The 24,052-nt window shown below is 40.8% G+C and carries 15 protein-coding genes; 5 read left to right on the top strand and 10 right to left on the bottom strand.

Annotation, left to right across the window (positions count from 1 at the left end):
* Positions 1-8,315: invasin domain 3-containing protein (locus SKC36_RS11005; protein WP_459465916.1), on the top strand; the 8,315-nt coding region annotated here is incomplete at its 5' end.
* 174 nt (positions 8,316-8,489) lie between these two features.
* Positions 8,490-9,089, top strand: a complete 600-nt coding sequence (locus SKC36_RS11000) for a Crp/Fnr family transcriptional regulator (protein ID WP_459454626.1) — start codon at positions 8,490-8,492, stop codon at positions 9,087-9,089.
* 307 nt (positions 9,090-9,396) lie between these two features.
* On the opposite strand, the gene SKC36_RS10995 is transcribed toward SKC36_RS11000, so the two are convergent.
* On the bottom strand, positions 9,397-10,281 hold the full coding sequence (locus tag SKC36_RS10995; protein ID WP_459465915.1) for a YitT family protein: 885 nt from the start codon (positions 10,279-10,281) through the stop codon (positions 9,397-9,399).
* A 344-nt stretch (positions 10,282-10,625) separates the two neighbouring features.
* Between SKC36_RS10995 and SKC36_RS10990 the strand changes: the two genes are divergently transcribed.
* From SKC36_RS10990 to SKC36_RS10980, 3 genes are all read left to right on the top strand, one after another.
* Positions 10,626-11,126, top strand: coding sequence for a heme-binding domain-containing protein (locus tag SKC36_RS10990; RefSeq protein ID WP_459465914.1), 501 nt, complete (start codon positions 10,626-10,628; stop codon positions 11,124-11,126).
* Positions 11,127-11,269: 143 nt separating this feature from the next.
* Positions 11,270-12,412 carry a glycoside hydrolase family 88/105 protein gene (locus SKC36_RS10985; RefSeq protein ID WP_459465913.1) on the top strand — a complete coding sequence of 381 codons (1,143 nt, stop codon included), beginning with the start codon at positions 11,270-11,272 and terminating at the stop codon, positions 12,410-12,412.
* Between the two features lie 4 nt (positions 12,413-12,416).
* Positions 12,417-14,129 (top strand): prenyltransferase/squalene oxidase repeat-containing protein, encoded by a 1,713-nt coding sequence (locus SKC36_RS10980; RefSeq protein ID WP_459465912.1) that lies wholly within the window; start codon positions 12,417-12,419, stop codon positions 14,127-14,129.
* Positions 14,130-14,134: 5 nt separating this feature from the next.
* Here the strand turns inward: SKC36_RS10980 and SKC36_RS10975 are convergent, their stop codons facing one another.
* The 9 genes from SKC36_RS10975 to SKC36_RS10935 all read right to left on the bottom strand — a co-directional run bounded on the left by SKC36_RS10975 (position 14,135) and on the right by SKC36_RS10935 (position 23,985).
* Positions 14,135-15,514 carry a sulfatase family protein gene (locus SKC36_RS10975; RefSeq protein WP_459465911.1) on the bottom strand — a complete coding sequence of 460 codons (1,380 nt, stop codon included), beginning with the start codon at positions 15,512-15,514 and terminating at the stop codon, positions 14,135-14,137.
* Between the two features lie 2 nt (positions 15,515-15,516).
* Positions 15,517-16,983: a sulfatase family protein gene (locus tag SKC36_RS10970; RefSeq protein WP_459465910.1), complete on the bottom strand. Its 1,467-nt coding sequence runs from the start codon at positions 16,981-16,983 to the stop codon at positions 15,517-15,519.
* A gap of 50 nt (positions 16,984-17,033) precedes the next feature.
* Complete coding sequence (locus tag SKC36_RS10965; RefSeq protein ID WP_459465909.1) at positions 17,034-17,483, bottom strand: hypothetical protein; 450 nt, start codon at positions 17,481-17,483, stop codon at positions 17,034-17,036.
* A gap of 83 nt (positions 17,484-17,566) precedes the next feature.
* Entirely contained in the window at positions 17,567-18,565 is a 999-nt protein-coding gene (locus SKC36_RS10960; protein WP_459454617.1) for a GRP family sugar transporter, read from the bottom strand.
* An 18-nt stretch (positions 18,566-18,583) separates the two neighbouring features.
* Complete coding sequence (locus SKC36_RS10955) at positions 18,584-20,128, bottom strand: ADP-ribosylglycohydrolase family protein (RefSeq protein ID WP_459465908.1); 1,545 nt, start codon at positions 20,126-20,128, stop codon at positions 18,584-18,586.
* 3 nt (positions 20,129-20,131) lie between these two features.
* Positions 20,132-21,079: a nucleoside hydrolase gene (locus SKC36_RS10950; protein ID WP_459454615.1), complete on the bottom strand. Its 948-nt coding sequence runs from the start codon at positions 21,077-21,079 to the stop codon at positions 20,132-20,134.
* Positions 21,076-21,972, bottom strand: a complete 897-nt coding sequence (gene rbsK, locus SKC36_RS10945) for a ribokinase (RefSeq protein WP_459454614.1) — start codon at positions 21,970-21,972, stop codon at positions 21,076-21,078. Before rbsK ends, SKC36_RS10950 begins: the two co-directional genes overlap by 4 nt.
* The gene (locus SKC36_RS10940) at positions 21,972-23,168 is read right to left on the bottom strand and encodes a Gfo/Idh/MocA family protein (RefSeq protein ID WP_459465907.1); all 1,197 of its coding nucleotides are present in this window, start codon (positions 23,166-23,168) and stop codon (positions 21,972-21,974) included. The genes rbsK and SKC36_RS10940 overlap by 1 nt, the downstream gene beginning before the upstream one ends.
* 1 nt (position 23,169) lies before the next feature.
* On the bottom strand, positions 23,170-23,985 hold the full coding sequence (locus tag SKC36_RS10935) for a phytanoyl-CoA dioxygenase family protein (protein WP_459465906.1): 816 nt from the start codon (positions 23,983-23,985) through the stop codon (positions 23,170-23,172).
* Between the last annotated feature and the right edge of the window lie 67 nt (positions 23,986-24,052).

The following is a 24,052-nucleotide window of genomic DNA, read 5'->3' as shown; positions in this document are numbered from 1 at the left end:
CCACCGCTGATGGAACAGTTACTCTTACTCGTAAGACAGGTACTGGTACTTTAGGTGGTACACTTACAGGTACCATTACTTCTGGATCTAGTGCAGTTACCATCTCAGGTGTTACTTATACCAAAGCTGAAACGGGTGTAGTTTTAACTGCAACAGGAACTGGTGCTGGTAGTAATGTAGCAGCCAAAGTTGGTGATTCTAATGCGTTCACTGTTGTGGCCGGAACAGCATCTAAATACCTTGTTACCAGTAGCAATTACTCTCCAGTAGTTGGAGCTAATGTAACGATTACAGCACAATTAGTAGATGCATATAACAACCCTGTCAGTACCGCTGGTAAAACCATTAATTGGTCTAAGAGTGATGCTGCCAATGGCTCTTTCTCATCAGCACAAAGTACAACGGATGCCAGTGGTACAGCTACCGTGACATTTACAACACATACTGTTGCTAATACAACAACAACCATCACGGCAACGGATAACACAAGCCTTACGGGTACTACTACAAATATTACAACAGATGCTAGTGGAGCTTCTAAATTAGTGGTAAGTAATATCGCTCAGCAAACAGCTGGCACTAGTTTCGCCGTTACCGTTACTTTAACTGATGAAAATGGCAATGCGGTAAATGCAAGTGCTAATGGAACAGTAACGCTGACACGCAAAACTGGTACTGGTACTTTAGGTGGAAATTTAACAGGTACCATTACTTCTGGCACCAATTCCGTAACCATTTCTGGCGTTACTTATACCAAAGCCGAAACCGGCGTAGTTTTAACTGCTACGGGTTCTGTGGCTGGAAATGTGAATGGAAAAACGGGTGATTCCAATGCATTCACCGTGCTTGCTGGTGCTGCAGATGCTACTGCATCTACATTAACTCCGACTTCAGCAACTATTACAGCCGACGGTTCTACGACTCAAGTATTAACCGTGACTGCTAAAGATGCCAATGGAAATAATGTAGGAGCAGGTGGAGCTACCGTTACCATCACTAAATCTTCGGGATCTGGTACAATTGGTAGTGTTTCAGATAACTCAAATGGTACCTATACGGCTACTGTTACTGCTCCAACAAGCTCTGGTAGTGGTATCTTTGTAGCAACATTAAATTCCAACCCGGTAAAGAGTGGCACAGGTTCTCAAACTCAATCTACCATTACCTATGCGGCTGGTGCAGCAACTAAATTAGTTGTTTCTTCTATCTCGCAACAAACAGCTGGTACAGGGTTTGCCGTTACCGTTACACTAACCGACGTAAACGGCAATGCAGTCAATGCAACTGCGGATGGAACCGTTACTCTTACTCGTAAAACTGGTACAGGTACTTTAGGTGGTACACTTACAGGTACCATTACTTCAGGATCTAGTGCAGTAACCATCTCAGGTGTTACTTATACTAAAGCAGAGACAGGGGTAGAGTTAACAGCTACTGGTTCTGGATCAGGTAATGTTTCTGGTAAATCAGGTGATTCTAATGCCTTTACGGTAGTAGCGGGTGCTGCATCCAAATACATCGTAACAAGTAGTTCAAACTCCCCAGCGGCTGGCGGTACTATTACTATCACCGCCCAATTGGTAGATGCTAATAATAATCCTGTTGCAACTTCAGGTAAAACCATTACTTGGACTAAGAGTGATAATAATGGTTCTTTCTCTCCTACTTCAAGTAATACGGATATCAATGGAACAGCTACTGTAACCTTCACAGCCCATACCTTAGCTGGAACCACGACAACCATTACAGCGACAGATAACACAAGCTTGACTGGAACAACATCCACCATTACTGTTGGTTCAGGTGGAGCAAGTAAATTAGTTGTTTCTACCATCTCAGGTCAAACTGCAGGAACTGCTTTTGCTGTGACGGTTACCTTAACAGACGCAAACGGAAATGCAGTCAATGCTACTGCTGATGGAACAGTAACGCTGACACGCAAAACTGGTACTGGTACTTTAGGTGGAAATTTAACAGGTACCATTACTTCGGGATCTAGTGCAGTAACCATCTCGGGTATAACTTATACCAAAGCCGAAACCGGCGTAGTTTTAACTGCTACGGGTTCTGTGGCTGGAAATGTGAACGGAAAAACGGGTGATTCCAATGCATTCACCGTGGTTGCTGGTGCTGCAGATGCTACTGCATCTACATTAACTCCGACTTCAGCAACTATTACAGCCGACGGTTCTACGACTCAAGTATTAACCGTGACTGCTAAAGATGCCAATGGAAATAATGTAGGAGCAGGTGGAGCTACCGTTACCATCACTAAATCTTCGGGTTCTGGTACAATTGGTACTGTTTCAGATAACTCAAATGGTACCTATACAGCTACTGTTACTGCTCCAACAAGCTCTGGTAGTGGTATCTTTGTAGCAACATTAAATTCCAACCCGGTAAAGAGTGGCACAGGTTCTCAAACTCAATCTACCATTACCTACGCGGCTGGTGCAGCAACTAAATTAGTTGTTTCTTCTATCTCGCAACAAACCGCTGGTACAGGGTTTGCCGTTACAGTTACATTAACCGACGTAAACGGCAATGCGGTCAATGCAACTACTGATGGAACCGTTACTCTTACTCGTAAAACTGGTACAGGTACTTTAGGTGGTACACTTACAGGTACCATTACTTCAGGATCTAGTGCAGTTACCATCTCAGGTGTTACTTATACCAAAGCCGAAACTGGCGTAGTTTTAACTGCTACAGGATCAGGTGCTGGAAGTAATGTGGCAGCTAAAGTTGGTGATTCTAATGCCTTTACTGTAGTGGCTGGAGCAGGTGCTAAATACCTAGTAACTAGCAGTTCTAGTTCACCTGCTGCAGGTGCAACAGTAACCATAACAGCTCAGTTATTAGATGCTAATGATAATCCTGTTACAACTGCTGGTAAAACCATTACTTGGACTAAAAGTGATATCAATGGTACTTTCGCTTCGGCAACTAGTACTACAGATGCTAATGGAACAGCCACAGTGGTCTTCACTTCGCACTCCGTTGCTGGTACAACTACAACGATTACTGCAACTGACAATTCGAACTTAACAGGTACAAGTCCAAGCATTACTTCTGGTTCTGGAGGAGCAAGCAAATTGGTTGTTTCAACCATTGCTGGCCAAACAGCAGGAACGGCATTTGCGGTTACTGTCACGTTAACTGATGCCAATGGCAACCCTGTCAATGCGTCTACCAATGGAACAGTAAGCTTAACCTTGAAATCTGGAAATGGTACCTTAGGGGGAACTCTAACAGGAACTATTAATGCAGGCTCAAGTGCGGTAAATATCTCAGGTGTCACATATACCAAAGCAGAATCAGGTGTTGCTTTAACTGCAACAGGTTCTGGTAGTGGAAACGTTGTTGGCAAATCGGGAGATTCTAATACCTTCAGCGTCGTGGCTGGAGCAGGTGCTAAATACATTGTCACTAGCAGTAATTCAACACCAACCGCTGGTGGTACTGTGACAATTACCGCTCAATTAGTTGATGCCAACAATAACCCTGTCACAACTGCTGGTAAAACGATAACTTGGTCGAAGAGCGACCTAAATGGTTCATTCTCATCTGCGACAAGCACAACAGATGCCAATGGTATAGCAACAGTAACATTTACTACGCATACAGTTGCAGGTACATCTACGACCATCACAGCTACAGACAATACTAACTTAACTGGAACGTCAGCAGGGTTCAGTTCTACTGCCTCTGCAGCGTCAAAATTAGTGGTAAGCACCATTGGAAACCAAGCAGCAGGAACGGCATTCTCTGTAACAGTTACATTGACTGATGCCAATGGAAATGCAGTCAATGCAACCGCCAATGGAACCCTAAGCTTAAGTTTGAAAACAGGTACAGGTACTTTAGGTGGAACTTTAACTGGAACCATGACCGCTGGTTCGAGCACACTTACTATTTCTGGTGTTACTTACACCAAATTAGAGTCAGGAGTTGTTATCACAGCTACGGGTTCAGGTGCTGGAAATACCAGTGGAAAATCAGGAGACTCAAATGCATTCAATGTAACGGCTGGTAGTGCAAATAAATTCATTGTTTCAAACATTACGGATAAAATTGCCTTAAATGCCTTCCCTGTTACAGTTACCTTAGTAGATGCCAATAATAACCTTGTCAATGCCGACGTCAATACTACGGTAACATTAAGTGTTAAAACGGGAACAGGTACTTTAGGTGGCACAATTAGTGGCACAATCATTAGTGGCAATTCAAGTGTAACCATTACAGGTGTTACTTATGATAAAGTTGAAACTGGCGTTGAATTGAAAGCAACGGGTACAAGTGCAGGTAGTGCCAATGGTAAAATTGGTAACTCCAACGCATTTGCAGTTAGTGCGGGAGTTGGCTCAAAAATCAAATTGAGTACACTTAGCAATTATGTTGCGGGTACTACGCAAACGATAACGGCCACCTTAACTGACGAAAATGACAATACGGTTTTAGCTACGGCTAATGGAACAATTACCTTAAGTGTTAAAACTGGAACAGGTACCATTTCAGGTACTTATACTGGAATTATTTTGGCAGGAACAAGTTCTGTCACCATCACCGGTGTAGTTTATAACAAAGCAGAAACCGGCATAGTGTTACGCGCCACTGGTACCGGAGCTGGATCTAATGTAAACGGAAAAGTGGGAGATAGTAATGCCTTTACGGTAAGCCCGGGTCCACTTTATCGCTATTTCATTAGTGGTTTAACCAAGCAAGAGGCTGGTACTACTCAGACGATTACCATCCGAGCGTTGGATCAATATGATAACATCATTCCTTCGTATGCAGGAGTGAAACCTATCACCTTCACAGGTGCCACCGCTGCTTCGGATATTTATAAGCCTAGTGCAGGTGCCCCAAATAACACTCCTACGTCCATTGGTGGTGGTAATGGCACATTGAATCAAACGGTTAAAAAGACAAATTCAACTACCACAGCAACTACCGTAAATATAAATGCAACTTCTGCAGGTAATATTGTTGTTCAAAATCCAAGTTCGACTAATGTCAATCTAAATGCTACACTTAGTACATCTTTATCTGAATTTGGAAGTACAGTCAACCTAACATTTACCAATGGTATTGCAAGTGCAGTGATTATTCTTTACAAAGCAGAAGTTGCTACCATTTCGGCTACTGATGGGGTGGTAAATACGCCAAAAGAAGGAGAATTACAGGTAGAAGTAGTTAACTCAACCTTTGTTAAATTGGAAGTAACACTCGCTCCGCAGCAAGTGGTAGGTCAACCTTTAGTAGGTTCATTAAAGGCCCTTGACCAATATGGCAACGTAGTGAAAAACTTTGATGCATCCCAAAACAACATCACAGTTGTTGTTACGAATTTAACAGGTAATGTAACAGGACTTTCTGGAACGATTAAATTAACCAGCCCAAGTGACTTTGTTAATGGGGTGGCAGACTTCTCTTTACTTGGAATTAAATACCAAGGTGGATCAGGTAATGGTGGATTTACCTTTACCCCAACTACGGGAGCAGGCGTACAAGCAGAAAATATTGTGGTTGTTGCCGATGACGTGGATGGTGATGGTGTATCTGATGAGAAAGAAGTAACCGATGGTACCGATAAAAATGATCCATGTTCGTACTTGGTGGCTAGTCAAGATTTCTCCAAAACAACACTTACTTGGAAGGGCTTAGACTGCGACGGCGATGGAACAACCAATGGTACCGATGCAGCTCCATTGAACTCATGTATTGGAGGTATTCCAGGATATATTCCAGTGAAAGGATCTTTAGGATATCAACGATATTTCTTAGGAGACTGTGATGGTGATGGCATAACCAATGACATGGAATGTTACGGTGGATATACGGGTGGTACTGTTTGTCAAGACTTTGACAGTGATGGTATCCCGAACTCTCAAGATCCTGATTCAGATGGTGATGGCATTTTAGATATCATTGAAAAGAATATTGATAGTGATGGTGATGGTGATGCCAATTACTTAGATCTTGATTCTGATAACGATGGTATTTTGGATTCCATGGAAAGAACTGTTGATAGTGATGGTGACGGAATTCCAAACTACTTAGATACTGATTCAGATAATGATGGTATTATGGATGCTTGGGAGGCTACGAATAGCACTCGTGGGGTTATAGATACCAACTATGATGGACGTGTTGACATCAATGGATCAGCTCCAGATGTAAACGGTAACGGATTGGTTGACTTCTTAGAATCTAATCCAGCTCCAATTCCAGATACAGATAAGGACGGTACTCCTGATTATTTAGATCTTGATTCCGATGGTGATGCCATCAGCGATAAAGTTGAATCTACAGGAGATGCGGATAAAGATGGTAAACCAAATTACCGTGATAAAGATTCGGATGGAGACTGGTTAGGTGATACCGATGAGCGTGACCGTGATAATGATGGTGATGGTACTCCAAATTACTTAGATCTAGACTCTGATGGAGATGGTATTCCAGACGCATGGGAAGGCAAGAGCAAATGCGCTGCCTGTGACAATAAAAATGATGATAATGATGACGGATGGGATGATCGTGGTCAATACAAAGCCGTTATTGATACAGATAAGGACGGCTCGCCTGACTTCTTTGACCTAGATTCGGATAATGATTGTATTCCTGATCGTATTGAATTAGGTGGTGATGTGGATGGTGATGAAATCCCTAATTTCCGTGATGAAGATTCTGACGGAGATGGTATTCCAGATAAAATTGAAAGCGTGGTTTGTGAAAGTCCTGTGGATACAGATAAGGATGGCATAAAAGACTTTGAAGATCTTGACTCCGATGCAGACGGAATGCCAGATGCAATGGAAGCAGGAACTAATCCAAGTGCGCCTATTGACTCTGATAAAGATGGCTTAGCCAATTACCGAGATACCGATTCGGACGGCGATGGCATTATGGATATCTATGAGGCAGGAAGCAATCCAAAATCTCCAGTAGACACGGATAAAGATGGTACTCCAGATTACCTAGACCTAGATTCTGATGGAGATAAAATACCAGACCAAATTGAAGGTGGTGGAAATGGATTCAAACCATTAGATAGTGACTCAGACGGTATCGAAGACTTTAGAGATTTAGATTCAGACAATGATACGATTCCAGATGCGATTGAAGCGGGCCCTAGCCCAAGCAATCCTTTGGATTCAGATCAAGATGGTAGCTATGACTTTAGAGATTTGGATTCTGACGCTGATGGTTTATCAGATAAAATGGAAGTAGGATCAGATCCAAATAATCCTTTAGACACTGATAAAGATGGTAAAGCAGATTATATTGACACCGACTCTGACAATGATAGCATTTTAGATCGTTTAGAAATTGGTTCTGATGCCAACAAAGCATTGGATACCGATGGCGATGGCTTACCAAACTACCGTGATACCGATTCTGATAATGATACCATTTTAGATAGCTTCGAAGTTGGCCCGGATGCCTTAATTCCAGCTGATTTTGATAAAGATGGTGTAGCTGATTATATCGATAGCGATTCTGATAATGATAGCATTCCAGACAAGGTAGAAGTAGGAGCTAATCCTGCCGCTCCATTAGATACAGATAAAGATGGCGTTTCAGATTACCGTGATACGGATTCTGACAACGACGGCTTATCCGACAAGATTGAAGCTGGATCTGATCCAAACAGACCTGTGGATTCTGACAAAGACGGACTACCAGATTACCGTGATGTGGATAGTGACAATGATGGTATCCCTGACAGAATTGAGGTAGGAAAAGATCCTAATAAACCTGTTGACACAGATGGTGACGGAACGCCAGATTACCGTGATACGGATTCTGACAACGACGGAACTCCGGATAGTATTGGAGCTGGAAATAATCTAAATACCCCATTGGATACTGATAAAGACGGTATTTACGATTACATAGATCCAGATGACGATAATGATAGAATTCCTGATTTATTAGAAGATGATTTGAATTATGGTGCTATGCCTGATTGTGATAAGGATGGTATTCCAAACCGACTTGATCCAGATAATTGTGACACCTTTGTTCCGCAAGGAATATCGCCAAACAATGATGGATTCAATGATAAATTGATCATTCCAGGAATTTTGAACTACCGTAATAGAATCAGTATTTACAATCGTTGGGGAGATTTAGTTTTCGAAACTGAAAACTATAAAAATGATTGGGGTGGAGAAAGTTCTCCTAACAATGTATTAAACATAGATAAAAAATTACCAGATGGGGTATATTATTATGTTGTCGATTTCTTTGGTGTTAAACCAAATATTTCAACTTACGTATTCATAAATCGCACTGCGTTGGATCGTTAACATAACTACTTTAACGCATGTAAAAACGAGGGCTTCAAGTCCTCGTTTTTTTTGCCCCTAAAAAATTGCCCTCCTTTTCTTTTTTATTTCATAGAATTAAACATAACTTTTGAGGGAATATGCAGTTTCGACTCATTAGAAATTAGCAAATCCCATTCATGTTTCTATTCAACTATGAGTAACCCGACACCCAAGAATTTATATAGCCTAATCTTTTTTAATTCAATTACTCCTATTTCCAAGGATTTAAAACAATACCTTTCAGCCCATATGACAAGTCATAGCTTTAAGAAAGGCGAATTAATATGCCAAGCTGGGGACACAGTCAGCCACTTACATTTAATTAAAAAAGGATTAGTTCGTGGTTATTACCAGCATGGGTCAAAAGAAATTACCCAATGGGTAGATTGGGAGAACCATGTTTTCACCTCGGTGGGCGGATTTTTCATGCGGACGCCTTGCAAAGAAAATATTCAAGCTATAGAAGCCACACAAACGGAATCATTGCATTATGACGATTTGCAATATTGTTTAAAGCACTTTCCTGACATGGCTACTATCTATCGAACCTTGTTTGAATTTTACTTAGTTTCAGCGGAAGAAAGAGTCTATATTTCACGGATTCCTAATGCCAAAGACCGATATGACGCATTTTTGGCCTCTGGATACTCCGAAAGTATATCACGAATTCCGAATAAATACATTGCCGAATTTCTGGGAATTAGACCCGAAACATTAAGTAGATTAGGTCATGATCATCCCGATATATCGTAATTCAAAGGGGATTAAATTATTGACAATTATCAAGAGGACATATCAAATTTGAAAATAATTCGATGAGATTGCCATCCTTTGACTTACTTTTGTGGAACCAAATCACAACTACTATTAGTTAGCTAGTTGCTCCGTGTTCTTAATAAATAAACGAAAAAGGAATTTCTTTCTATCTGACAGTAATGTCTAGCCAGTGAGTTTATTCCTTTTTTTATGCCAAAAAGCAACTAATCAGGCCTTATCAATAGCTTCTAAAGCTGCTTGATTTGTTTGGTCAATTCATCCCAAAAACTGTCCTTGGTTTATTTTAATGTTTCAGTGGTCGCTGTTTAATCATGCCTCCTTTGGTATCTTTTACACTAGACATTACCACAAAAGCATCTTTATCAATTTGTTCAATGGCATTGTTCAGTCGATTAAGTTCCAATCGAGTCACAATGGTATAAACGATGTCCACATGTTCTGATTCCCCCTTTTTCCCAAATCCCTTTTTTCCTGAATAGACCGTAAAACCCCTTCCCATTTCCTTTTGAATCATTTCCTTGATGGCATTATGTTCGCTTGAAATAATAGTCACTCCCATATATTCTTCAAAACCTTCTAAGAAAAAATCCAAGGTCTTTGAAGCAGATAAATAGGTTACCATAGAATAAAGGGCAATTTCTACCGAAAGAAAATAGGTAGCCGCTAAAAAAATACACGCATTTAAACCAATGATGATGTCTCCTATGGTCGTTCCCAAACGTTTACTCAAATAAATAGCCAATACCTCTGTTCCGTCAATCACCGCTCCCCCACGTATAGTCAAACCTATACCTGCACCCAGAAAAAAACCACCAAACAAGGCCACTAATAAATTATCACTGGTTACATCAGGAAAAGGAATAAAGGCCACTACAGCCGCTAAACCAGAAATAGCAAATGCTGTTTTGATAGCAAAGGTTCGGCCCATCACGCGTAAGCCTAATAAAACAAAAGGAATATTGATGATGATCAATAATATGGCCAAGGGTAATTTAGTCACATTCGTGAGTAATAAAGATATACCGGTGGCACCTCCATCAATAAAATGATTGGTCAATAAAAACCCTTTGAAACCAAATGAGGCCGAAAAAATCCCCAAAATGATTAAAACGATATCCTTGAGCAAAGACTGATTGCGGCTTTTATTTGAAGAATGTTTATTTGGCATAGGCTAAAATTATATTTACAATCGGAATAGGCATTAAACTTCTTTATTAACAGCATAAAACCATTCGCTGTTCCATTCTATAATTAAACACTTTTTTCAAAAGCACTAGGCTAACTAGATTGAAACCTAATTCAAAAAGGATCGAACAGAATAATTAGATAATTAACTAAATCATGAAATAACTCAAACCTTAACCTGGGTGGATTTCAACTATGTCAAATATCGTAATCAATAAAATTCTCTTGACTTAAAATTGGATTTTTCTCCCATAAATTAGATTAAAATATTCCTAATTTTTACTAAATTAGGGAAATAAGAACCAAAAGACCAATCGAATACATCGCATGAAAAAGAAAATTCTAATTACCCTTATCGTTGTTCTTGTGGGGATACAATTTATCCGCCAAGAAAAAAATGAATCTGATGATCAAACTTTTGCTATCTCCAAGAAATACCTAGTACCTGAAAATGTGAATCATATTCTTCAAGTGGCATGTAACGACTGCCATTCGAATAAAAGTACTTATCCTTGGTACCACAACATTCAACCTGTTGGGTTTTTCTTAACGCACCATATCAATGATGGGAAGAAACATTTAAACTTATCTAGTTTCACCAAATTGCCGATTGCGGTACAAAACCATAAATTGGAAGAAATTGTAGAAACCGTTGAAGAAAAAGAAATGCCCATGGAATCTTATACGTATTTTGGCCTACACCCAGAAGCGAACCTGAGTCAAGAACAACGTGAGGTGCTAATCTCCTGGGCAAAAGCTCAAATGGACAGCCTGAAGGCTCATTATCCAGCTGATAGCTTAGTGATGAAAAAAAGAAAACAATCCTAAAACAAAAATCATCATATAACTATTTATATGAATTTTTGTACAGAATAAAGGATTAAAATATCTATATTGAAGGGAAAATGTATGGCTACAAAAGCAACATTTTCCCTTTTTTTGCTCTAGACCTTTTAAATGATGATTAAGCGATGAAAAATAGATTTTTCCTCAGCCTCCTCTTGTGTTTTTCTCTGAGTATAAGTCAAGCTCAAACTTGGATAGATTCATTAGACCGATACGGTAGAGAAGTGTATATGCCTGCCGAAAAATATGTTTGGGATTGGGGACAAGCCACTTTTCTTAATTCTTTAATTCATTTATATCAAAGTAAACCGGATACAGAAAAAGCACAATACCTTCAATACATTCGAACAGCCATGGATAAAACATACGATGTAGCCAATGGCAAGCATCCCAATGCCATAGCTTCAGGAATAGGCATGGCGTTTTTAGCCCGAGTGAGCAAAGAGGAAAAATACAAAACCAAAGCCCAAGCGATATATCAAGATTACCTAAATGCTCCAAGATCTAAAAATGGAGGCATTTCTCACCGTACAGAGACCGTTGAATTATGGGATGATACGGTATATATGCTCCAAATGTTTCTCATGGAAATGTACCGAGGCACTGGAGATGAAAAATACCTGGCGCATATCTACTCCCAAATAAAGGCACATAGTCAATCCTTAGCTAACCCCAATACAGGGCTTTGGGTGCATGCATGGGACGATGATGATCAAGATTATGATGATGGATGCAGTATAGTGGGTTGGCCAGATAAAAAGACCCGAAAAAGTAGCGAATACTGGGGTAGGGCAAATGGTTGGGTAACCATGACCTTGGTTGATGTGATAAGCAACATTAGCCCCAAGTCCAATTACTACGAACCATTAAAAAAAGAATTTCTTTCCATCATTCGGACCTTGCCATCTTTGCAAAACAAACAAACTGGGCATTGGTATCAACTCCTTTTGTACCCACAGGACGCCAAAAACTGGGAAGAAAGCTCTTCTACAGCCATGTTTGCTTATTCCATGGCTAAAGGAATAGAATTAGGTCTATTGAATCCTTCCGAATATTTACCTTCTATCCATGCCGCTTACCAAGGCTTAAAAAAACATAGCTTGGTGCAGCCTAAAGGCCCTTACCTATGCCCTAGTCGAGTTTCCGGAGGAACTTGTGTAGGTATGAAAGACTATTATTATGGAAGACCAATCGTGGAAGGCCAAGGCTTTGGCATTGGTTCATTTATCATGTTCGCTCTAGAATACCAAAAAATCGCACGCCACTAATGCCATGAAAAGAAGAAAGTTTGTACAAATCGGAGCAATGGGTTTAGGTTCGTTAAGTCATGCCCATTGGGCTTATTCCGCTAAGGCAAAGGAAGAAAAACCAGCCTGGCTTATCCAAATCATTCGACAAAATGACCAAGATTTTCCTCGCTTTGAAGCACTTCGAATTAGCGATCCAAAGCAGGTCTATTATGGTGGTTTTAGAGATGGGGATGATATTCCAAATCCACAAACTACGGGTTATTATGTATTGAAAGTGGCCTGTGCCGTCATTAGTCCGGAATCTAGTTTTTACCAATCTCAAATACTCTTAGATAAAGCCATTCAGGCTACACAGTGTTTGCTTAAAATGCAACATCCTGATGGTACCATAGACCTATTAAGTACCAATTTTCACTCACCTCCAGATACGGCATTTAGTGTAGAAAAGTTGTGTGTGGCCTATGCCCTACTTCAAAAAAACAATGCCGATAATCGCTATACAAACCTGATGAAACCGTTAGAAACGTTTTTAAAGCGTTGCGGAGAATCATTGGTAGTAGGTGGAATTCATACCCCAAACCATCGTTGGGTGGTCTCAGGGGCTTTGGCCAAACTATATCAAATTTGGCCTGACCCTCGATATAAGGCAAGGGCGGAAGAGTGGCTCCAAGAGCATATTGATCTAGATCCAGATGGACAATACACCGAGAAAAGTGCAGGTATTTATTCCGCTATTATCAACAAAGCACTTATAGCCATCCACCATGGATTTAAAAAACCAGCACTGCTGGAGGTAGTTCGGAAAAACTTGGAAATGACTTTGTATTATGTGCACCCCAATATGGAAGTGGTGACAGATGCCTCAAACCGACAAGACAAAGGCGGCATTAATATGTTTGAAAATTACTATTATGCTTACCGTTATTTAGCCATTTTAGATAAAAATCCTCGCTTTGCAGCCATGTGTCGATTGATTGAAAAAGCTTATTTTCCAAGGATTGGCACGCACATCGAAAACTTTTTGGATGAACCCTTTTTATGGCAAGAACTTCCCGCTGGAGAAAGTATCCCTACTCAATATGTAAAATCATTTCCTTATTCGGGATTAGTCAGAATTAGGAGGGATAAATGGGATTCCACCATCTTGGTTAATAATCCCAATTTCCTGACTTTTCATCATGGAAATGCCATTCTTCAAGGACTACGTCTAGCGGCTTCATTTTTCGGGAAAGGTCAGTTTCAATCTCCGGAAATTAAGCAAGTAGGGAACACTTGGTTGCTTCAACAATCGTTGGATGGGCCTTATTTTCAACCACATGCTAAGGAGCAAATTGACCCGAGCGGCGATTGGGAAAAAATGCCTCGAAGCAATCGTAAACAAAGTGAAATTCAATACCTAGAAACAAAAATTCAAGTAAAGGAAATCGAGGGCGGTTTGAATATTGACATTGACATGAAAGGAACTGACGGAGTTCCTGTGAGTCTAGAACTAATCTTTCGAGGAGATGGCCAATTTGAAGGAGTTATTCCAAGTGGAAAAGAAAGTAATGCCTACCTATTAAAAGAAGCCGAAGGTAAATACACTTTAGCTGAAGATAGCATCCGATTTGGCCCAGGCAGAGCAGAGCATAAAGCCATCCACTTAAGGGGAGGTTTGCCTTTTGCGCAAGCTCCATCTGTTTATATCACAGGCTTCACTCCTTTTTCACATCAGCTATATTTAAGAAAAAATTAAAGCCACTAGGGTAGCCGTTGTCCCTCCAAGGAAGCTACTTTATTGGCTAATTTTTGGCGCATTTGATTTAACACCTTTTTAAACTTTGGCTCATTGGCTAAATTATTTTTCTCCAATGGGTCAGCTTGTAAATCATACAATTCTTCCCGATCTAAATGATCGCGGTATCTGAAATACTTCCATTGTTTGGATCTAATTCCTTCGCTGGAAGCAATGATTTTAACCTTCCAAAGGTGCTCTACTAAAAAGTCTTTTCGTGATTTGGCTGGCCTTTTCCCCTGCACATAAGAGGATAAATTTTGCCCTTGCCAGGAATTGGGAATCGGCAGACCTGCGAAGCCAAAAATGGTAGGTGCAATATCAATATTCAGTACTTCATCCGATATGTCTTGGTGTTTGGAATTCCTAGGATCATATACGATCATGGGTACACGAAGGGAATTATCATACATTAGCCACTTTCCGGCCAACTGCCGTTCTCCCAAAAAATACCCATTATCGCCCATGACAATGATGACGGTGTTTTTATCTAAACCCTTTTCCTCCAGCACCTTTCGGATTTTCCCAATCTCCACATCCACTCCAGATATCATGCGATAATAACCTTTCACACTTCTTTGGTATTTTTCAGGTGTATCAAATCGCCAATACCAGCGTGTTCTATTTTCGCCTGTTCTAACATATTCTGGCTGTGCCAAAAAATCCGCCTCGGTGGCCATAATAGGTGGTGCAATCGTCACATCTCGGTACAAATAATCTACCTCTGGCTGCCAAAAGTATTGCTGCTCAGAAGGGTCATGCGCATGGGGAGCTGAAAAACTGAGTGATAAACAAAATGGTTTGTCCTTGGGGGCTTGGGCAATAAAATCCATGGCTTTTTGGCCGGTATATCGACTTAAATGCACCGAATCTTTGCCCAATTTCTTATAAAAATACCCTCGATAATCTTTTAGCTTATCATCACGATCATAACTTTCTCCTTGATCAAATAGACTTGAAAAGCCCGCATAATTTATCCCAAATTTGCCATAAAATCCGGTATAATACCCGGCTAGCTTTAACATGACGGGGTAAGACTGGGCAACATAGCCTGGCTTGATGTCCCCTTGTCCAAAGGTATATTGATGTGTTCTTTCATACATGCCCGTGATAATACTTGCCCGACTAGCCGCGCAAATGGGCGTGGTAACGAAGGCATTTTTGAAATAAATTCCCTTCTTTGCCAAATCATCCATCACGGGCGTTTGAATGATTTTATTACCTGCATATCCCAAAGCATCCCAGCGATGATCATCGGTCAAGATGAAAATGATATTAGGCTTATTGGATTGGGCAATCCCCATCCAAGGCAACATTATTAAGGTTAAAACGAGCCATTTTTTCATGCTTATTTAGGATTTTGGGGATAACCGGTGGATAAATCGCTAATGGGTATTCCTTGGTAATTAACTTTCTGATAAGGAACAGTTTCCGTTTCATCAATTAAATAATTCCATTGTTTGACATAAAAAAGGCCCGACTTAAACTCGTCCTTTCTTTTCTTCAATTCCGTTTGTAATGCCATTTCCATTTGGTTTTGAACTTCTTTCACCGAATCCTGATTAACCAAATTTCGTAATTGAAATGGATCATTTTGATTGTCAAACAATAGCCAAGGTCCCTTTAAATCTTTGACATAAGTATACCGATTAGAAACTAAACCACGGTATTCTCGGCCTCCTTTAGCCCGAGGCCATTGGCCAAAAGGCTGCACGCAAGATATCAGTGTATAGGCCACATCATCCTTTTTCTTTCCTTGCAAAACAGCTGAAAAATCGTGCCCTTCCACCGATTTAGGGATTTTAATTTGGCTCAGCCCTAAGAGCGTTGGCATAATATCGGGAGTATTTAATAGAATATCTAACTTCTTGCCTTTCCTCCCAAATGCTTTGGGATAATGCAGTAAAAATGGCACTCGAATACTCTCTTCATAGGGTTGCTGCTTATTCCAAGCTCCATGTGACCCTAATAAATCTCCATGATCCGATGAAAAAACGATGATGGTATTTTCGTCTAAACCCTGATCCTTGAGTGCTTGCCACATTTGCCCTACGCAATCATCGATGGCCGTCATGTGCGCATAATAACCACGGGTATCCTTAATGGCCTTTTCTCTATTTTCTGGAGGTACATTATCCCGCAACTTAAGCTCCAGGTTTTCGTACATTTTACTATACTTTTCTGGGGCCGTTTGATAAGGATCATGCGGAGAACCTATGGAAATAAAAAGCATGAATGGTTGGGAAGTAGTAGATTGAGCCTTTAGGTATTTCACCACATCTTCCGACTGAGCGATGGCATCATAAGTCTCCCAAGTTTTTTTAACAGGTGAATCCCCCGAATAATATTCCGAATGGTTGTAATCATGGGTGCATTCCAAAGCTTTCCAATAGTCGAAACCTTGTCGGCGCGTTTCGGGAATATAGGAACTTCGCCCATGTCCATCCATATGCCATTTACCAATATATCCTGTCTGATATCCTGCTTGTTTGTATATTTTAGCGATGGTCGTTCGATTGGTATCGAGTAAGACATCATTCATAAAAACGCCATGACTAAGCGGGTATTGACCTGTAATTAAAGAGGCTCGGTGGGGGGAACAAACAGGCATTCCAGAAACCGTTTTACGCAAATTGAGGCTTTCTTTTTCTAATTGATCCAAATGAGGCGTTTTTACTTGTTGGTCTCCCGCATAGCCGATGGATTGTGCTCGCCATTGATCGACCAAAATGTAGAGAATATTCGGTTTTTTAGGCTGTGCCTGTAGGGAAAAATATCCAAGCATGGAAAGTAAAAGGAATACAGAATTTTTCATGCAATGGATCTTTTAGGTTTAGGTTTTTATCAAGGCAATAAGAAGTTTCCTTATTGAGATAATTCGCTTTTCAACTGGGCAATTTTGGCTTGTAATGTATTAATCGTATCAATTTTCAGGCCTTTACTAAAGGTAATTTGATGCAACAAGTCACCATTTTGTAAGGCAATCCATTCATCGCAACCATCGAAACAGACATTGCAAGTTTTATAATTTAATCGAATAAACTGATACCAATTGACGGAGCTCTTTAATTCCGTCCATTCTTGGTCAGTCAATTTTCTGGTTTTTAAAATCTGTGCCTTAGCCGATTTACGAGGAACATAATAGACATAACGTACCGTTTGATTCGCAATTTCTAAGGTATCTATGCCTGCGCCCCAGCCACAGATATAGCCTGCTTTGATTTTAAAATTTGATTCATTCAAAGGGTCAGGAGTGGAATTTTTACAAGACATCATCCATACACCTAATAAGAACACTAAACCTACATTCTTCATAATAATTCAATACTTGATGGATGTAATACGATGAAAGAGTAGGTAAAATTGTATCCGTTTTCTTTAATTCATAGCCATTGAGATTACTTTGCCCCAATCAATAATGCCAAACCGACAATATACAAAAGCAACATCCAATTGAGCATGCTTTTGGTAGAACTCTTGGCTTTGGCAAATTCCTTCCAAATGAAAATACCCCAAATAGCCGCCACTACCGTAGCCCCTTGGCCTAAACCATAAGACACCGCCGGACCAGCTTTTTCGGAAGCCAAAATGCTTAATGCCATCCCCACAAACCAAATCCCTCCGCCTAAGATCCCCATCACATGGTCTTGAAAAGACCCTTGGAAATAATCCCCAAATGAAACGGATTTACCCGAAAACGGCTTTTTCATTTGCCAGGTATTGAACAAAAAAGAACTGCTTAAAACTCCCACTGAAAATAAAACTAGTGCGGAATAAGGACTTAACTTCCCTAATTCAGGTTCTACAAAATTCGTGGCCATAGAGGCTGCTACGTATTTATAGAATAAACCCATCAAACAGCCACTAATAACGGACAAGAATAAACCTTTGCTAGATAGCTTTTCGGAAACTCCCTCATTCAGTTGTTTATAGGCTCGGGCATTTAAAATAATGGCCAAAGAAATCAAAGCTACCCCGCCAAAAATCAACAAGGGACTACCTTGTGGAGAGGCCAAATAATTGACCAAAACACCTAATACCAAGGCAATGCCGATGCCCACGGGGAATGCCACGGACATACCCGCAATGGAAATAGCGGCGACCAATAAAATATTGGCTCCATTAAATATTACACCACCCAAAAAAGCAGAAAAGAGGTTTTCTTGGCTAGCTTGGTTTAAATCCGGGATAAAACTTCGACCCTCTTCTCCGACACTTCCTAAGGTCAAGGCAAACAATATTGCCGAAATCAATATCCCTAGCGCATAATCCCAATAGAATAATTCAAATCGCCAATGACTGCTAGTCAATTTTTGGGTATTGGCCCAAGACCCCCAGCATAGCATGGTCACGATGCACAATAAAACCGCGGTCAAATAATTTTCAATGATAAACATGGCGTACTATTTAGAGGTTTATTTCAAATTTCCCAATCGGTAAAACTGCGAATCGGTGGATTTTTTGCCGGGAGCATCATATACTATCACATCCATCATCCGCACTTCCTGTCCTTCTACGGGGTTCAATAGTTTCAAACGAACTTGGTGCTTACCCGGTGCCAAATCGTAGTTCCAGGTCAATTCATGGCGTCGAGTGGTAAAGGCAGTGGGTAATTGAGCCTTTTCCATCAATTTGCCATCGACATATACCTCCATTTCAAAATTATGGTTGGAAGTAGAGGCCCATTTGGCTGTTTCGCCGCGAAGCACAAAACCTTTTCCGCTAAATTCAAATTGGTATTCATCTTTCAGGGCCTTTCCCACACCAATTTTCTGAATCGGATACACCCCATCAAAACTCTTTTCAAATGCCACCGCTTTAGGCGCCTCCACAGGAATAAAAACCTTTTCTCCCACAATTTTACCCCCATTTCTTTCAATATTTAGTAATGCATGTTTGAAGCCAATGCTATACACATCGGTCAAAGAGGTACTTGTGTATTTAAAATCTATCCCTTCTGCTTCCTTTAAACCTTGTTTCCAGTAGGAAGGAATTTTGTCATAACCCAACATCGTTCCCAATATTCCTCCAGCAGAAGAGGGGTTGCAATCTGCATCCTGCCCACAGCGTGTGGTGATTTCCATCGTTTTCGTAAAATCTCCTTGTCCATACAATAAACCAATCACGACATAGGCTGAATTTACGGTAGCATCTATATTAAAAGGTGCAAAAACGCCATCTGGGCAACCAATATCTTGAGCCCATTTCTTCTGCACTTCCAACCAAGTTTTAGTCCAATCATTCGGATATTGTTTATGCCAACGCACTACATCTGAGATGCATTGGTAATAGGCGCTTTGCTTGGGAATTGTTTTCAATGCTTCCTGGATGATGTGAGGAATGTTATTGGATACAAAGGCCAAAGTATAGCAAGCTCCCAAAAATACTCCACCATAATACCCATCACCATAGTTCATGATATGGCCAATTTTATCGGAGATTTTAGAGGCAGCATTGGGCATACCGGGCGACATCAAGCCAGCAAAGTCGCACTCAATTTGGTAGTCAATACAATCTGCATGTGGATTATTTTTCCAATGCCCAGAAGCTGGTGCACCTATTCCATGCAAAATATTATACCTACCTGCCTGATTAGCATGCCAAAGTGCATATCCTGCCTCCGCATAAGCTTTGGCATGAGAAGCGATGGGGGCATCTAATCCTTCCCTTTCGAAGACCTCAACAAAAGTCAAATCCATATATAAATCATCGTAAAGACCAGCATTTTCTAACATGGTCTTTTTCAAATAGCCATCGTACCAAGGAACGGGTTGGTAGGCATCAATCATGGTGCCATTGTAACGAAACTCCATGGGGCCACCAAAGGTCACTCCTATGGTTTGTCCGGCCCATCCGCCCTTGATTTTATCTTGAAGCGTCTGTTTAGAAAGGACAATCGACTTAGACTGAGACCAGGCTAAAAAGGGTAAAAACATTAATAACAAGCCAAATTTTTTCATGTTTTAGGGTTTTAAAGCAAATTTTTGATTCAAATATTGGTCCATTAAAATTTCAAGAACTTTAGCCTCCTTGATTTTTATACCAACGATGGCATTTGACTTGCCAACTGAGCTGCGAGTAAATCCTTGATCATCTACAGCAATGTGCCGCTTTTCAGTTTGAAATAAATCTGGATGTAACAACATGGCGATGGCCACTGGATCGAATAAAGTGGGTGTCTCCTGACCCCACAGTCGATATAAATCTGTCAGCGCATTGGTCAAGGGGCTATTTTTCTCCTTTAAAAGCCGACGGTTCTTCGCGGAAAGTTTCACTTGAGAAGTTACATCAGTACCAGCATAAGTAATCTTAGCTCCAGAATTTACAAATTGCTGGGAAGCGGGCACATCTACTTTAACATTCCACTCGGCATCAATCGGCTTCTTTTGGTTATAGCCCACATCAAATGAGCCAAACATGGCATAAATATGTTTTGCTTTCTTTAAAATTTGGGGGTCTTTCTGGATGATGTCAGCAAAGTTAGTGACGGGCCCTACCGAAAAAACCACGACTTCGTTGGGGTATTTTTTGATTTGCTCGATGATGAAATCAGCAGCAGGTTTGGCCTGTGGTTTAATTTCCTCAAATCCTTTAGCCCAAGAAAATTGATCCGCATACCAGTTGGCTCTTTTGTCAATATGCGACGTATTTCTTCCCATAAACACCGGAATATGACTTTGTCCCGTATCATACAACATCTTTAATGCCAAACGAGCGCGGTCGTCTGTTCTACCATAACAAGTGGTAATTCCTAAAATTTCCAACTTGTCCTGTTGGGTCAATAAATAGGCCAATGCATAGGCATCGTCAATATCATCTCCCAAATCGCAATCAAAAATGACTTTTTGTTTTTTGCTTTGGGCGTTCAGAAAAAAAGGAACTAATAAAAGAAGTAAGATAAGTTTTTTCATAATTGCTTTCGATTGGGCATGGAGGCTTGTGCTCCTAATTGAGTAACAGATAATGCAGCGGCTTTACAAGCAAAAGCAATCGCTGATTCAAAGGTCATTCCTTCAGACAGGGCAACTACCAATGCTCCATTGAAACAATCTCCAGCGGCGGTGCTATCTACCGCTTTAACCTGCTGGGCTGGCACATGACCAAAACCCTTGGATGTTTTCCAATAGGCCCCTTTGGACCCTCGGGTTATGACTACCCTTCTCACTCCACGGGTTAAAAAATAGTCGCAAGCCTGAGATAAACTAGCTTCATCCATAGGCCGGATTCCTGTTAAAAACTCTGTTTCAGTTTCATTGGGAGAAATAATATCAATGTAAGCATAAATAGATTCAGGTAAGGAACAGGCAGGTGCGGGATTTAAAACAACTGAAATACCCGCATGATGGGCTTTTTCTAGCGAATAAACGACAGTTTCTAAAGGTATTTCGAGTTGAATTAAAAGCCAATTCCCTGCTTGAAAGAGGGAATTCGCCGCTTCAATATCTTGAGGTAAAAGGCGAGCATTGGCTCCTGAGGCCACCGTAATGCAGTTTTCTCCATGGGCATCTACATTGATTAAAGCAACACCCGAAGGTTGTTTATCGTCTTGGCAAATAAATTCGCTATGAATTCCTTCTAGGGCAAATTGTTTGAGGGCACTTTCTCCAAACACATCTTTTCCTACTTTGGCAATAAAATAGGTCGTTCCCCCTAGTCGGGCGGCAGCAACAGCCTGGTTGGCCCCTTTACCCCCTGGATTCATAAAAAAAGTTCCCCCCAAGACCGTTTCCCCTGGGGCTGGAAGCCTGTCCGACTGGATAACCATGTCGGTATTTGAACTGCCTATAACGATGATTTTTGCCATTATACCCAAGTTTCTTTTTCAATAATTTCCCCTGTGGCTTTGACTTTCAGGATAACTTTCTTGTCGCCATTAGGCAAAATCTCTTCCTTGATAAACCAGTGATCCCCATCAAATTCTTGGTAAACGGATGGTTTTGATAGGCCAACTTGACCACGCCATTCGGGTAATTGTACCGGTTCCCACAATTTTGTTTTCGCCGATCGATAGGCCGCATCTATAATGGCGTTCACTACATAACCATCATAGAAAGTTTCCATGGGGCTTTCCCCTTTCTCATAAGCATCAAACATATCGGTAAACATATTGGTATAACCCAGTTCATGGGCTTCGTCTCCAACAGGAAACTGCCAGCCTGAATCGCTCTCTGCCTTTTCGGCCACATAGGATTTACCAGCGCCCGAAGTAAACATTTCAAAACCTGTTCTCAAAAATGAATTGATCCAAATAGTCCCTTCGGTTCCCATTACTTCATCTCGTAGGTCCATTCCTCCACGAAAAGTCCAAGACACTTCAAACTGCCCTATGGCTCCGTTTTCATATTTTACTAATCCAATTGCATGATCTTCGGCATCAATGGGTTTTACTTGAGTATCTGCCCAGCACATCACTTCCACAGGCTTTACATCTTTGCCAATGAAATTGCGGGCAATTTCTATGCAATGGCAACCTAAATCCAACACGGCGCCTCCTCCAGCTTTTTGAATATCCCAAAACCAATCTGAATGTGGACCAGGATGGGTTTCTCTGGATTTTGCCCATAAAATTCGACCTAGTGCGCCTGATTGAACTGATTTTAAGGACTTCAAAAATTTAGGCGTATAACAAAGGTCTTCCAAATAACCAGCGAATATCCCCGCCTTTTCACAGGCTTGGGTCATGCGCAGCGCCTCCTCGGCCGTTCTTCCAAGCGGTTTCGTACAAAGCACCGCCTTTTTGTGTTGCACACATAAATTAACGGCTTCTTCATGCAGGTAATTCGGGAGAGCAATTACCACAAACTCCGTAGCTGGATGGGCGATGGCCTCCTCCATATTCGTTGTGTAATGAGCTACTTGGTAATCTTTGGCAAAACGAATTGCTGTTTCTTCTTTTCGAGCATAAACAACACTCACCTGGTCTTTTCCTCGTCGACCCGTCAATGAATCCGCATAAAATCTACCAATAAATCCTCCACCTAGAATACAAACTTGTGCCATCTTATTTTAAATCTTGTAAGGTTATTTCTTTGTCTTTACTTAAAAAATCTGCTTGGTTCACGACCCTTTGTCCACTGGCCAAAAGAGCCTCATCATCCACTACTTGAACGGGCTCAATACAAGAGGTATGCTTCTCTCTAAAGGGTTTGTTATAAGAAAGATTATAAGCCGAAATCACAGACCAGCGAGCCTGATCGGATAAATTAGCTTCGGAACGATGTAAAATATTACTGTGGAAAAATAGCACGTCTCCCGCTTTCAATTCACAATAAACGAGCTCTGAAATCTTTTCCGCTTCTGTCACAAAATCCATGTCGGCCCCTTGTTGTTCTCCTGCAAATAAATGCTCAAATCGCTGCATTTTATGGGTTCCTTTCAACACTTGTAAACAGCCATTTGCTATAGTGGCATCAGTTAAGGCCACCATGACAGATATCATGGCTTCAGGAAAAAGAAAGCCATTTTTATACCAATAACCATAGTCTTGATGCCATTCCCAAGAACCACCTACGCGAGGTTCTTTTTGCATTACTTTAGAATGAAAATGACAAACCTCGCCTTCTCCTAATAAGGTTTGAACGCCTTCTACTAAGCGCTTACTCCGCGACATAAGCCCAAAGGAATCGTCCCCCGCTGTAAACCAAAGTGTCAGTTTCGTTTTTTTCCCAGATTGATCATTTAAATCAAAAGCTTGATTAACCACAGATTGGTCGGTGGCCACAGCGTATAATAAGTCAATTTCTTCTTTGGAGAAGAGATTTGGCATAATCAAGTAACCGTCTCGATGGTATGCCTCCTTTTGTGTTTGATTTATCATAGTTTAGATTAGATAAAGCTAATATAAGTATTTCTTAAAAAAATCTTATTTTATCTACCCTGATTAC

It is taken from the genome of Aquirufa sp. OSTEICH-129A (assembly GCF_054558355.1).
Note: the sequence above shows the minus strand (reverse complement) of the source record. Positions and strands in the feature narration are given on the sequence as shown.